This is a genomic window from Pseudomonas sp. P5_109 (assembly GCF_034009455.1).
Classification (GTDB): Bacteria; Pseudomonadota; Gammaproteobacteria; order Pseudomonadales; family Pseudomonadaceae; genus Aquipseudomonas.
Genome location: NZ_CP125380.1, coordinates 4036775 through 4050042, shown reverse-complemented (window position 1 = coordinate 4050042; position 13268 = coordinate 4036775). Strand labels below are relative to the sequence as shown.

Genomic DNA, 13268 nt, shown 5'->3' with positions numbered 1-13268 from the left:
GTCAGCCACCGTTGGCCACGCGTGATTGAGTCAGGCGGATTTTCCAGTCGCCTCTGTGAGTTCGCTGACACTCCTCCTCGGAGTCGAAGCGGACACTATGGTCTGAAGGGGTCAGGTCGATGTTCGCCTCCTTCAGCGCGATGGCCGTCAACTCAAAGATGCGCGCCTTGGCGTCAACCTGGGCGAGCTTGCTGTCAGCCAGGGTTTCGAATACCCAGGTTACCTTCAGGGTTGCAGCCAACGCGTTCAGGTCAGCGGTGTGGGTGAGCCAGGCAAAGCCTTTGATTTCACCTTTTGCTGTTTCGCACGCTTCGGTGAGCGTGGTTATCAATCGGCGCCCGATTCGCGCCAGTTCACGTTTCCCTGGGGGCATTGCAGGTTCCTTTGGAGACAATCAAGGGGGAGGCGCTGAATCAGACCGGTCGAAACTCGACCGTCAGATGGCTGACTTCGTGAACCGGCTTGAGACGTTCACGAATGCTATCGGCGTTCGCAGTGGCCTCACCAAGGACGCTGACGATGGCCGCATGGGCTTGCGGTCCAACCCGCCAGACGTGCAAGTCCGTGATGGTGGCATCCCCCGGTTTCTCAACCAGTTCGCGGATTTCCTCGGCAACGTGCGCATCGGTCTGATCGAGCAGTACACCTGCGGTGACCCCCATCAAGGTCCATGCCCAACGCGCGATAACGATGGCGCCGACGATGCCCATGACCGGGTCCAGCCATACCCAGCCGAGATACCGGCCGGCGAGCAGTGCAGCAATGGCCAGAACCGAAGTCAGTGCGTCTGCGACGACGTGGACGTAGGCCGATTTCAGATTGTTGTCGTTCCCGTGATGAGCATGGGGATGGCCATGATCGTCATGATCGTCATGATCGTGCCCATGGCTGTGCCCATGGCCCAGCAGCAGGGCACTGACGATGTTGACGATCAAACCGGCAATCGCGATGAGCGTAGCGGTGCCGAACTGCACTTCCGTTGGCTGCAAGAGGCGCATGACGGACTCAACGCCAATTCCCAGGGAAACCATGCCGAGAATCAGCGCCGAGGCGAACCCGCCCAAGTCTCCAACCTTTCCGGTACCGAAACTGTAGCGCTGGCTGGAAGCGTGGCGTTTAGCGTATCCGTAAGCGGCTGCCGCGATACCCAATGCGCCGGCATGAGTTGCCATGTGAAAGCCATCGGCCAATAACGCCATCGAACCCGTGATATACCCGGCGGTGATTTCGCCAACCATCATCACAACAGTTAGCGCCACGACCCAAAGCGTACGCTTGGCATTTTCGTCGTGGGCTGAGCCAAGGAACACGTGGTCGTGCGTGTAGTTGATGTTCGTGCTGTTCAAGGGGGAGTGCCTGGATGTGTTCACTTGGAGTAACGGCGAATGGCTTCAAGAAGCTCTTCGACGCCCTTGTTTCGCTCCTCTTCACTGAGCCCAGGGCTCGCAACATGCTCCCGCGCGTGATCCTCGATGATTTCCTCCATCAAGCCGTTGATGGCTCCGCGAGTGGCAGCAACAAGGTGCAGTGTTCTGGCGCAATCGAGATCCGATTCCAATGCGCGTTCAACGGCCTGGATTTGTCCGGCGATGCGTTTTACGCGTTTGAGAAGATCGTCCTTGTTTGCTGCGATATGACCCATTGGATACCCCCCCTACCTATGTTGTGCGCATGATAGGCATACCCCCTATACCTATGCAAGTTTGGTGGGCGGAGAGATCATCCACCGCTTCTGGCCGCTTGAAACATTCGGATATGGGCAAAGCGTGGCACAGTTTCCGGGAATATTTCGACGTCGTAGCGTCGCCGCGGCATGGAATTTTATGAACCCGGCATGGCAGGGCAACAGCAGTTACGAGAGAAATAAATCTCATTACGCCATTTATCTGACGCTCGTCTGAAAATCGTCGGATAAATGACGTTTCGCGTTGAGCTTTTACCCTCCTGACCTAGGCTCAAGCCATGTGGGGAGGAGGTTCAGTCCATGCGCAAATTATTGATTGGCTCGTCGATGCTGGCCTGTCTGGTGGTACTGGGCGGCTGGTTGAGCCGACCACAGCCGTTGCCGGTCAGGCTGCTGGAGGTTGAGCGGGGGCCGGTAGAGACGCTGGTGGCCAATACTCGCGCGGGTACGCTGAAGTCCTGTCGACGCTCGCATCTGTCCTTCAATGTCGGCGGCCAGGTTGCCGAGTTGCTGATCAGCGAGGGCCAGCGGGTCCAGGCGGGTCAGGTGCTCATGCGCCTGCGGCAGGTCGAGCAACAGGCCCGGCTGCAGGAGGCCGAGGCGCGTCTGGAGGCCAAACGCAACGCCGGCGAACAGCGCTGCCAGCAGGCGCATCTGGACCGGCGCGACCTCGATCGCCTGGGCCAGTTGGCCGACCGCAAGCTGGTTGCCGCCGATCGCCTCGACCAGGCCGAGACCAAGGCTCGCCTGGCGAAGCTGATGTGCAGTGCCAGTGCCGTGCTGATCCGCGAGGCCGACGCCAACCTGCAGTTGCAGCGTTCACTGCTGGAGCAGGCGACCCTGCGTGCGCCATTCGCCGGCATAGTCGCAGAAATCAACGGCGAACTCGGCGAGTTCGTCACCCCTTCGCCGCCGGGTATTCCCACGCCGCCGGCGGTCGACCTGATCGACGACAGCTGCCTGTATGTCGAAGCGCCTATCGATGAGGTGGACGCTGCCCGGGTTCGCCCCGGAACCGCCGTGCGGATCAGCCTGGATGCCTTCCGTGGCCAGCAATTCGCCGGCCGCGTCAGCCGCATCGCGCCCTATGTGCGTGAACTGGAGAAGCAGGCGCGCACCGTCGATGTCGAGGTGCGCTTCGACCAGCCGCCGGCCGATCTGGTCTTGCTCACCGGCTATAGCGCCGATGTCGAGATCCTCCTGGAGCAGCGCCCACGTGCTTTGCGCATCCCCACTGAGACCCTGCTGGAGGGACAGCGCGTGCTGCGATATGACCCGAACGCCCGGGTGTTGCGCGAGGTGAAGGTGCAAACCGGGTTGAGCAACTGGCGCTGGACCGAGGTGCTCGCAGGGCTGGACGAGGACGCGCGTATAGTCGCCAGCCTCGAGCAGGAAGGGCTCAAGGACACCGTGGCGGTGATCCCGGTGGATGCGCCGGAGACTAAGCAATGATCCGCCTGCGCGGCGGCAGCCGCACCTTCCAGTTGGGCGAGCAGCAGGTGATGGGGCTGGACGGCCTGGATCTGGACATCGCCGCCGGTGACTACATGGCAGTGATGGGCCCATCGGGCTCGGGCAAGTCGACCCTGCTGAACATCCTCGGTTTGCTCGATGCGCCGAGCGCCGGCGAATACTGGCTGCAGGGTGAGGCTACGGCGACGCTGAGCGAGGCGCGGCGCGCCCAATTGCGCAGCCAACTGATCGGTTTCGTGTTCCAGTCCTACCACCTGATCGCACGGCTGACGGTGCTGGAAAACATCGAGCTGCCGATGGTCCTCGCCGGCATCGGCGCGGCGCAACGGCGCAAGCGCAGCAGCCAATTGGTGGCGCGCCTGGGGCTGGGCGAGCGCATTGCCCACCGCCCGGCCGAGCTGTCCGGTGGTCAGCGCCAGCGCGTCGCCATCGCCCGGGCGATGATCATGCAACCGGCGCTGTTGTTGGCCGACGAACCCACCGGCAATCTCGATAGCCAGGCCGGCGCCGAGGTCTTCAGCTTGCTGGAGGAGCTCAACGGCGAGGGCCTGACCCTGATAGTGGTGACCCACGACGCCAGCCTGGGCGCCCGCGCGCAGCGCCAGTTGCACATGCGTGACGGGCGGATCCACAGTGCTGCGCCGCAGCCGGCGCTGGCCTGATGCGCGCCGCCGATGCCCTGGGTTTCTGGCTCGGCGCCTTGCGTGGGCATCGCTCGCGCAGCCTGATGCTGCTGCTGGCCATCGCTATCGGGGTGGTTGCGGTCAATCTGCTCACCGGTCTCGGCGCGGGGGCGCGGGCCTTCGTCCTGAACGAGTTCTCGCTGCTCGGACGCGACATCCTGATCGTTTTCCCGGGCCGCAAGGAAACCACGGGGCGCATGCCGCCGCTCACCGGCCTGACGCCGCACGAGTTGACCTTGCAAGACGTCCAGGCCATTACCCAGTTGCCGGGCATCCGCCGGGTCGCGCCGATGCAGGCGGGGCAGATGGAGGTGATAGTCGGCAACCGCAATCGTGAGGTGCTGACCCTGGGCACCACCCGGGACTTCTTCGCCATTCGCCAACTGACGGTCGTCCAGGGTCAGCCCCTGCCGGCGCTGGACCCTGGGCAGGCCGAGGCCGTCTGCGTGATCGGCGGCAAACTCCGGCGCGAGCTATTCGGTGCGCGCCCGGCCCTGGGTGAATGGTTGCGCGCCGGCGACCGGCGCTTCCGGGTGGTCGGCATCCTCAGTGAGCGGGGCGAATCCCTGGGGATGGATTTCGCCGAGATGTTGATCATCCCGGTGGCCAGTGCCCAGGCCTTGTTCAATCGCGAGGGGTTGTTGCGGGTATTTGTCGAGGTGCGTGGTCCGAGTTTTCTCGACCGTAGCAAGCGGCTGATACTCGCCGCGCTCAAGGAGCGCCACGAGGGTAAGGAAGACATCACCCTGATCAGCCAGGACAGCCTGCTCAGCGCCTTCGACGAGATACTCGCGGTGCTGACCCTGGCGGTGGCCGGGATTGCCGCGATCAGCCTGCTGGTGGCCGGCATCCTGATCATGAACGTGACCTGGATTGCGGTGAGCCAGCGCAGCGCCGAGATCGGCCTGCTCAAAGCCATCGGTGTGACGGCAGCGCAGCTGCGCCTGCTGTTCCTCGGCGAGGCGGCGCTGCTCGCCCTGACGGGGGCGCTTGCGGGGCTACTGCTGGCCGAAACCTTGCTCTGGCTGGGGCGCCTGGCGTTCGATCTGCCGCTCTATGCACCCTGGTGGGCGCGGGTTAGCGCGGTGCTGCTGGCACTCGGCACGGCGCTGCTGTTCGCCTGGCTGCCGGCCGCTCGGGCCTCGGCGCTGGAACCGGTGGCGGCGCTACGCCCGCCGGGAGCGCACTGATGCGCTGGCAAGATGGTTTGCGGCTGACCAGCTCGGCGCTGACCTGTCGACCCTTGCGCAGCCTGCTGACCCTGCTCGGGATAGCGATCGGGATAGCCGCCGTGGCGCTGCTCACGGCCATAGGCGAAGGCGTGCGCGGCTATGTGCTGGAGAACTTCTCGCAGTTTGGTACGCGGATCATCACCGTGCGCCCGGGCAAGACCCAGACCAGCGGCCTCGGCGGTCTGCTCGGCAGCGTACGACCCCTGACTATCAGGGATACCGACGCCCTGCGGCGCTTGCCGCATGTCGAGGCGGCGGTGCCGATCATTCCGGGCAGCGGGGATATCCAGTTCGGTCAACTGAGCCGGCGCAGCGACATTCTCGGTGGCGGCCATCAGCTGGCGCAGGCCTGGCGCATGCAGCTGAGCCTGGGCGAGTTCCTGCCCGCGGCCCGTGACGGTCATTCGCCGCCCTATGTGGTGCTCGGCCATCAGCTGCGTGTCGAACTGTTCGGTGCACGCAATCCGCTGGGCGAACTGATCCGCGTCGGCGGCGTGCGTTTCCGGGTGATCGGCGTGATGGCGCAGAAGGGCCAGTTGCTCGGCTTCAACCTTGACGATATCGCCTACATCCCGGTGGATTGGGCCGAAAGCCTGTTCAATCGCACCGGGGTGGTCAAAGTCCATGTGGTGTTCGGTGCCGGCACCACTTCGCGAACGTTGAGTCGGCAGATTCGCCAGGTGCTTGGCGAACGGCACGGCGCGGAGGATTTCAGTCTGACCACCCAGGACGACATGCTGCGCAGCTTCAACCGCGTTCTCGGCACCCTGAGCCTGGCCATCGGTGCCTTGGGGGGTATTTCCCTGTTGGTCGGCGCCGTCGGCATTCTCACCATCATGACCACCACTGTGGGCGAGCGCACGGCGGAAATTGGCCTGTTGCGGGCGATTGGTGCCAGTCCGCGGCAGGTGCTCGGGCTGTTTCTCGCCGAAGCGACGCTGCTGTCCCTGGCCGGTGGTCTGCTGGGTCTGCTGTTGATGGGCCTCCTGCTCGGACTACTGCACCTGGCGATGCCGAGCCTGCCCTTGGCGCTGCAACCGCTGTATCTGCTGCTGGCGCTGCTGCTGGCGGCGGTGCTCGGCATTCTCGCCGGCCTGGCTCCGGCACTGCGGGCGGCCCGCCTGCATCCGGTGGCGGCTCTGCACAGTGAATAGTGGCCAGGCCAATGAGTCTGACGGGCTAGCTGTACGCTGCGTGACGATAGCGAACACGCCGGCGCTGGGCTGGTGGTTTTTTTCGGGCTTTCACAGGTTTGGAGGTCACGCGGTCCCTTGTAGGAGCTGGCTTGTCGGGTCGCCGCATCGCAGCGATGGTCGTTAACGATACCGCGTGTAAACCGGATAAACGCGGCGCCCTTGAGTCCATCGCCAGCAAGCCGGCTCCTACAGGTATTGCGTGTTTCCCGGGATTGCGTGAAGAACCATTTTAATGGGTTGGCGGCGGCAAAAACTGAGTCCAACACCTGACCGCTTAGGGTCGATCCAAGTCATACAGCCAGTGCCCATGGCAGGATGCCTGCCTGGAATTCACCGGTTCGGTATGTGCTGTGGGCAAGATGAGGGCTTAGTTAACCATCACCTCGTCCAGTGCCTGCTCGAGGGTGCTGACCGTGCGCTCGATATTGTGCAGTTTTTCGAGTCCGAACAGACCGATGCGGAAAGTCTGGAAGTCGGCCGGCTCGTCGCATTGCAACGGCACGCCGGCGGCGATCTGCAGGCCGTGGTCGGCAAATTTCCTGCCGTTCTTGATGTCGGCATCATCGGTGTAGCTCACTACTACACCAGGGGCCTGAAAGCCGGCGGCGGCCACGCTTTTGATGCCTTTGCCGGTCAACATCGCGCGCACCCGATCGCCCAGGGCCTGTTGTTCGCCGCGGACCTTGTCGAAACCGTAGGCTTGCGTCTCTTTCATCACTTCGTTAAAGCGCGCGAGGGAATCGCTGGGCATGGTCGCATGGTAGGCATGTCCGCCCTGTTCGTAGGCCTGCATGATCTGCAGCCACTTTTTCAGGTCGCAGGCGAAGCTGCTGCTCTGCGTCTGCTCGATGCGCTCGAGGGCCAAAGCACTGAGCATCACCAGGGCGCAGCAAGGGGAGGCGCTCCAGCCTTTCTGCGGTGCGCTGATCAGCAGGTCGACTGCGCATTTGTGCATATCGACCCAAATCGTGCCTGAGGCGATGCAGTCCAGCACGAACAGGCCACCCACCGCATGCACGGCATCGCCGACGGCCCGCAGGTAGTCGTCGGGCAGGATAATCCCTGATGAAGTTTCAACGTGGGGGGCGAAGACAATCTGCGGCCTCGAAGCCGCAATGGCTGCCAGCACTTCGTCCAGAGGGGGTGGGGCGTAGGCAGCCTGGCGACCCGTGTCGACCGGTCGGGCTTTGAGCACCGTGGTGGCCGCCGGGATGTTGCCCATCTCAAGGATCTGGCTCCAGCGATAACTGAACCAGCCGTTGCGTATCACCAGGCATTGCTGGTCGGTGGCAAACTGTCGCGCCACCGCTTCCATGCCGAATGTGCCGCTGCCCGGGACCACCGCGACAGCCTGGGCGTTGTAGACCTGTTTCAAGGTCCTGGAAATGTTCTTCATCACGGCTTGAAATGACTGCGACATGTGGTTGAGCGAGCGGTCGGTGTAGACCACTGAGTACTCGACCAGCCCCTCAGGATCGATACTGGGATATAGCTTTGACATGGGGTGACTCCTTTGGCAGAGATGTCAGTGCTATCGACCCTGCCCTAAGCCTTGGCAAATGACAAGATTGCCCGGGATTGAAATGCGACTTCTGTCGAGCGGCTGGCAGCACCTGTGGGCGGCAACTGGTTCTGACTGCACAGATTGCGCCGCTTTCGACTGTGGACTCAACCCATGGCTGCCAATGGCGGCACGGGTCTGTCAGGCAAATCCAGTACGCAATCACTTTTTCGCTGGTTTACCGCTGGCCGGGATGTGCAGGTACGACATCACGCTTTCAGTCAGTTCGGTGGCCAGTTTGACCGCTTCTTTGTTGCGCGCCATCACGCCGGCGACCAGGCCTTCGATCAGGGCCAGCACGGCGATGTTGGAGCTGGTCAGCACCGGGTGATCGCAAGGCGCGAACAGCGTGTGCTCGGCAATGCCGGTGAGTGGCGAGGCGGGTGAGTCGGTAATTGCCAGCACCGTTGCGCCGCGTTCATTGGCGAAGCGTGCCAGTTGCAGGGTGTCGAGGGAGTAGCGCGGCAGGGCGATGGCCAGCAGCACGTCCTGGTCGGTGATTGCGGCCAGTCGGTACGCGGCGTTTTCGTTGCCGCCCTCCATGCTGATGGCCGTGGCGTCCGCACAGAAGGGCATCAGGGTCGAGGCGGCGAGGCCGGCGAAGTAGACGCTATTGCCAAAGCCCAGGATGTAGATTTTGCGTGCCGTGGTCAGGCGAGTGACGAAGGCTTCAAAGGTGTCGGCGTGGTTGTTGGTCACCGCCGTGGCCAGGTTGCTGCTGGCGCTCTGGAGTTGTTCATGCAGGCCAAACGCGCCGCCCGGGCGGTGGGCAAGTTCGTTGCGCAGTTTGTCGACCGGCGAGACCATCTGCTGCAACGTTGCGACCAGTTCGGCCTTCATGCCGCTGTAGCCACCGAGGTCCAGCGCTTTGGCCAGGCGATTGACGGCGGCGGGTGAGGTCAATGTTGCGTGGGCCATCTCTTCGATGGTCAGCGTCGCGGCCTTGAGCGGATGACGCAGGATAAAGTCCGCCACCTTGCGCAGTGACGGTGGCAGTTCGGAAACTATTTCCGTGAGTTTGCGCATGACCGGCGCGGCATAGACCGTGGTGTCTTTCGATGGGGTGGGCATATCCGGCTCAACAGTTCCTGAGGGTGGGAGAAGGGCTGTGCCTGATGCCCTGACAAGGTTGGCTGGAGTGTATCCGAAGCCAGCCCTGTCAGGGCAGCGCCGAGCAGTGGGTGGGGGGTTACTTCAAGCTCCCGGCCAGAAACTGCTGGAGGCGTTCGGACTGCGGGTTGATCAGCACTTCACGAGGGTCGCCGCGCTCCTGGACGACGCCCTTGTGCAGGAATACCAGTTGGTTGGAAACCTCGCGGGCAAAGCCCATTTCGTGAGTCACCACCACCATGGTGCGGCCTTCCTGCGCCAGGTCCTGCATGACCTTGAGCACTTCGCCAACCAGTTCGGGGTCGAGCGCCGACGTCGGCTCATCGAACAGCATCACTTGCGGTTCCATCGCCAGTGCGCGGGCTATGGCCACGCGCTGTTGCTCGCCACCGGACATATGCGCCGGCCAGGCGTTCATGCGGTGCGCCACACCGACTTTGTTCAAGTAGTGCTCGGCCTTTTCCCGTGCCTCTTTCTTGCCAAGGCCCAGCACATGCACCGGGGCTTCCATGACGTTTTCCAGGGCGCTCATGTGTGACCACAGGTTGAAGTGTTGAAACACCATCGACAGCTGCGAACGCATGCGTTGCAACTGCCTGGGCTCGGCCGCCTTCAGTCCGCCGGACTTGTTGGCCACCAGCTTGAGCGGTTCGCCATTGAGCACGATATTGCCGGCGTTGGGTTGCTCCAGCAGGTTGATGCAGCGCAGGAAGGTACTTTTGCCAGAGCCGCTGGAGCCGATGATGCTGATCACGTCTCCGGCCTGTGCTTGCAGGGACACGCCCTTGAGCACCTGGTGCGCGCCGTAGCTTTTATGCAGGTCCTGAACTTCAAGTTTGTACATGGTTTGAACTCTCTGGAATCAGTCGCTGAGCAAGCGACCCTGGCGAATGGGGGTAGAACCTGCAACCTTGGCCAGCCACAACCCCGGCTGGGCAAAGCGCAGCCGTTCGCGGGCATAGAGAATGCCGTCGGTGCTGGCGCGCACCACGCTATGGCGGTCGGTCAGCGGGTCGATGACCTCGAATAGCGGATCGCCAACCTTGACCTGCGCGCCCAGCGGTTGCAGAAAACTCACCACACCCGGATGGGGCGCACAGGCGTACTGCGCGCCAGCGAATGGCACGGCCAGGCAATGGCTCGGCGGTACTGCTGGCCAGTCATCACTGATCAGGCCTTGATCGGCGAGATAGCCGAGAATGGCGTGGGCGCTGTCGACGCATTGCTCGCGTTCGGTGTCCGCCATGCCACGCAATTCGATGGTGGTGGCGGTGCACGCCAGGGGGATATTGGCTTCAGGAAACCGCTCGGCCAGGCGTAGCCAGGTGATTGCGCAGGCTTCGTCGAAGGCACTGCCGCCGGCATCTTCGGCCAGCAGCGTGACCCCGGCGCCGAGGCGAGCGGCCAGGGACTGCAAACGCGGCCAGTGTTGCGGCATTGCGTACAGCAACATGATCGATTCGAAATCGCAGTGCAGGTCCAGCACCACATCGGCGTCACAGGCATGCTGCAGCAACAGGCGGCGCAGACCGTCGAGTTCCGAGTCCGCTGCCGGCATGGCGGCGAGGGCATCACCCATGGCGCGGCGGATGAGTGCGATGTTGGCGTCGGCATCGTCTGCCAATCGGCCTTCGAGCAGCGGTGCGATGGCATCGACCAACGCCGGGAAGTCGCGATTGAAGTTCTTGCCGCTGGAGAACTCGAAGCGCCCCTGATGGGTGGCCTGGAACATCTGGGCGATACCGATCGGATTGGCCATGGGCACCAACTCGATCACCCCGCTCAGGCGGCCTTGTGTTTCCAGTTCCAGCAGACGGCGCTTGAGCTCGACGGCGACGCGCATCCCCGGCAGCTCGTCGGCATGCAGGGACGCCTGGATGTAGGCTTTGCGTGGTCCGCTGCCAAAACGAAACAGCGACAGCTTTCGTTCAGTGCCCGAGGCACTCCACGGCAACAAATATTGAATGTGCTCCATAGCAGCTCCTTAGTGCTTGCGCGGTGCCAGATACGCCAGCCAGCGGCGCTCGGCCAGCTTGAACAGACGCACCAGAATGAAGGTCAGGGCGAGGTAGATAAGCCCGGCGGTGATAAACGCCTCGAAGGGCAGGTAGAACCGTGAGCTGACCGTGCGTGCGGCGCCGGTGATGTCGACGAGGGTGACGATGGAGGCCAGGCTGGTGGTTTGCAGCATCATCAGCACTTCGTTGCTGTACTGCGGCAATGCCCGGCGCAAGGCCGACGGCAGCAGAATGCGGCGGTACAGGGTCAGGCGTGACATGCCCATGGCCCTGGCGGCTTCGATCTCGCCAGGGTGGGTGGATTTCAGACTGCCGGCCAGCAGCTCCGCGCTATAGGCACTGGTGTTGATCGCGAAGGCCAGGCAGGCGCAAAAAGTGGCACTGGAGAGGTAAGGCCAGAGCACGCTTTGGCGCACCGCTTCGAACTGCGCCAGGCCGTAATAGATCAGGAACAATTGCACCAGCATCGGCGTGCCGCGAATCACGTAGGTATAGAGCCAGGCCGGGAAGTTGATCAGCGGCGATCGCGACACCCGCATCAGCGCCAGTGGAATCGCCAATACCAGGCCCAGGGCCAGGGAAATCAGCAGGACTTTGAGGGTCACCAAGGCGCCGTTGAAGTACAGCGGCAGGTTTTCCCAGATCAGGTTGTAGTCGAGAATCATGGGCGGCTCCCCCTCACAATTCGGCGGCGTTGATGCCGACCGAGTAGTGTTTTTCCAGATAGCGCAGCACCAGCAAGGACAGGCTGGTGAGCATCAGGTACAGCGCCGCCACCGCGAGGAAAAACGTGAATGGCTCGTGTGTGGCATCCGCTGCGTTCTTGGCTTTGAACATCATGTCTTGCAGGCCGATCACCGAGATCAGCGCGGTGGATTTGGTCAGCACCAACCAGTTGTTGGTGAACCCGGGAATGGCGAAACGAATCATCTGTGGAACCAGGATTCGCCAGAACACCTGCGCACCCCCCATGCCATAGGCCAGGCCAGCCTCGGCCTGACCCTTGGGGATCGCCATGAAGGCGCCGCGAAAGGTTTCCGAGAGGTAGGCACCAAAAATGAAGCCCATGGTGCAGACACCGGCGATGAAGGGGTTGATGTCGATATAGCGGGTGTAACCGAGCGCCAGGGCAATGCGGTTCACCAGGTCCTGGCCGCCGTAGAAGATCAGCAGGATCAACACCAGGTCAGGAATGCCGCGAATCAGGGTGGTGTAGCTTTCCCCGAGCATGGCCAGCCATTTCAGCGGCGACAAGCGAAAGGCCGCACCGATCAGGCCCAGGGCAATCGCCATCGACATGGAGGTCAAGGCCAGGTTTATGGTCAGCCAGGCGCCATCGAGAATGCTCGATCCGTAGCCGTGGAGCATGATGAAGTTCCTCAAGCGAGCGCCGCGAGGCGCGCAAGACAAGCCCCGGAAGACGCCTGCAAAGGGCCGGCGCCGGGGCTGGGGTCAGGGGAGTAAGGCTTACTCGCCGTAGATATCGAACGCGAAGTACCGGGCCATCACTTGCTGGTACTTGCCGTTGGCGCGGATGGCGTCGATCGCGGCACTCAGGCGCGCAACGTTGGCACTGTCGCCTTTGCGCACGGCGATCCCGGCGCCCCGGCCGAAGTATTTCGGGTCGTTGATGTCGGGCCCTGTCAGTGCGAAGCCCTGGCCAGCCGGTGTCTTGATGAAGCTCTCATCGGTGTTGACGATGTCGGCGAGGGTGGCGTCCAGGCGGCCTGAGGCCAGGTCGAGGAAAGCCTCGTTCTGTGAGCCGTAGCGCACCACGACGACGCCGGCTTTTTCCAGTTGCTCGGTGGCAAAACGGTCGTAGGTCGAGGAACGTTGCACGCCGAGTTTCTTGCCCTTGAGGTCCACCAGCGGGTCATTGATCACGCTGCCGGCCTTCATCGCGAACTTGCCTGGTGTGTGGTAGTACTTTTTGCTGAAGTCCACGGACTTCATCCGGTCTTCGGTGATTGACATCGACGACAGCACGGCATCGATCTTGCGCACTTTGAGCGACGGGATCATGCCGTCGAACTCCTGAATGACCCACTCGCATTTGACTTTCATTTCTTCGCACAAGGCGTTGCCGATGTCGTAATCGAACCCGCTGACGTTGCCCTCCGGTGTCTTGAAGGAGAAGGGCGGGTAGGCGGCTTCGATACCGATGCGCAGGCTGTCTTCGTCGGCATGTGCCAGCAAGCTGAAAGCGCATAGCGCCAGAGCACCTAGAAGTTCTGTCTTGTTCATATTGTTGACTCCCTGGAGGGCATTGGGGGGGGAACGGGTGCCCGCCATCCGGGGTGGCGCGGTGGAT

14 protein-coding genes are annotated in these 13268 nt (G+C 62.6%); 4 read left to right on the top strand and 10 right to left on the bottom strand.

The annotated features are described in order from the left end of the window. Position 1: 1 nt before the first annotated feature. From QMK54_RS18180 to QMK54_RS18170, 3 genes are read right to left on the bottom strand one after another with little or no spacing between them, the layout of a single operon-like run. A complete protein-coding gene (locus QMK54_RS18180) occupies positions 2–373 on the bottom strand; it encodes a hypothetical protein (RefSeq protein WP_320401046.1) in 372 nt (123 codons plus the stop codon). A 40-nt stretch (positions 374–413) separates the two neighbouring features. After that, positions 414–1346 carry a CDF family Co(II)/Ni(II) efflux transporter DmeF gene (dmeF, locus tag QMK54_RS18175; protein ID WP_320401045.1) on the bottom strand — a complete coding sequence of 311 codons (933 nt, stop codon included), beginning with the start codon at positions 1344–1346 and terminating at the stop codon, positions 414–416. A 20-nt stretch (positions 1347–1366) separates the two neighbouring features. Next, positions 1367–1642: a metal/formaldehyde-sensitive transcriptional repressor gene (locus tag QMK54_RS18170; RefSeq protein WP_320401044.1), complete on the bottom strand. Its 276-nt coding sequence runs from the start codon at positions 1640–1642 to the stop codon at positions 1367–1369. 342 nt (positions 1643–1984) lie between these two features. Between QMK54_RS18170 and QMK54_RS18165 the strand changes: the two genes are divergently transcribed. The 4 genes from QMK54_RS18165 to QMK54_RS18150 are packed head-to-tail and all read left to right on the top strand — an operon-like array spanning position 1985 to position 6226. After that, on the top strand, positions 1985–3136 hold the full coding sequence (locus QMK54_RS18165; RefSeq protein ID WP_320401043.1) for an efflux RND transporter periplasmic adaptor subunit: 1152 nt from the start codon (positions 1985–1987) through the stop codon (positions 3134–3136). Then, on the top strand, positions 3133–3819 hold the full coding sequence (locus QMK54_RS18160) for an ABC transporter ATP-binding protein (protein ID WP_223590232.1): 687 nt from the start codon (positions 3133–3135) through the stop codon (positions 3817–3819). The genes QMK54_RS18165 and QMK54_RS18160 overlap by 4 nt, the downstream gene beginning before the upstream one ends. Continuing rightward, on the top strand, positions 3819–5030 hold the full coding sequence (locus QMK54_RS18155; protein WP_320401042.1) for an ABC transporter permease: 1212 nt from the start codon (positions 3819–3821) through the stop codon (positions 5028–5030). The genes QMK54_RS18160 and QMK54_RS18155 overlap by 1 nt, the downstream gene beginning before the upstream one ends. After that, positions 5030–6226: an ABC transporter permease gene (locus QMK54_RS18150; RefSeq protein ID WP_320401041.1), complete on the top strand. Its 1197-nt coding sequence runs from the start codon at positions 5030–5032 to the stop codon at positions 6224–6226. Before QMK54_RS18155 ends, QMK54_RS18150 begins: the two co-directional genes overlap by 1 nt. Before the next feature lie 409 nt (positions 6227–6635). Here QMK54_RS18150 and QMK54_RS18145 read toward each other — a convergent pair whose 3' ends face one another. From QMK54_RS18145 to QMK54_RS18115, 7 genes are all read right to left on the bottom strand, one after another. Further along, on the bottom strand, positions 6636–7769 hold the full coding sequence (locus QMK54_RS18145; protein ID WP_320401040.1) for an aminotransferase class V-fold PLP-dependent enzyme: 1134 nt from the start codon (positions 7767–7769) through the stop codon (positions 6636–6638). 222 nt (positions 7770–7991) lie between these two features. After that, positions 7992–8900 (bottom strand): MurR/RpiR family transcriptional regulator, encoded by a 909-nt coding sequence (locus tag QMK54_RS18140; RefSeq protein WP_223590222.1) that lies wholly within the window; start codon positions 8898–8900, stop codon positions 7992–7994. 118 nt (positions 8901–9018) lie between these two features. Further along, a complete protein-coding gene (locus tag QMK54_RS18135) occupies positions 9019–9783 on the bottom strand; it encodes an ABC transporter ATP-binding protein (RefSeq protein WP_110661020.1) in 765 nt (254 codons plus the stop codon). A gap of 18 nt (positions 9784–9801) precedes the next feature. Further along, complete coding sequence (locus QMK54_RS18130) at positions 9802–10914, bottom strand: M14 family metallopeptidase (RefSeq protein ID WP_320401039.1); 1113 nt, start codon at positions 10912–10914, stop codon at positions 9802–9804. A 9-nt stretch (positions 10915–10923) separates the two neighbouring features. Continuing rightward, entirely contained in the window at positions 10924–11622 is a 699-nt protein-coding gene (locus QMK54_RS18125) for an ABC transporter permease (protein WP_110661022.1), read from the bottom strand. 13 nt (positions 11623–11635) lie between these two features. Then, on the bottom strand, positions 11636–12325 hold the full coding sequence (locus tag QMK54_RS18120) for an ABC transporter permease (protein WP_320401038.1): 690 nt from the start codon (positions 12323–12325) through the stop codon (positions 11636–11638). 99 nt (positions 12326–12424) lie between these two features. Then, positions 12425–13201 carry an ABC transporter substrate-binding protein gene (locus QMK54_RS18115; protein ID WP_320401037.1) on the bottom strand — a complete coding sequence of 259 codons (777 nt, stop codon included), beginning with the start codon at positions 13199–13201 and terminating at the stop codon, positions 12425–12427. Between the last annotated feature and the right edge of the window lie 67 nt (positions 13202–13268).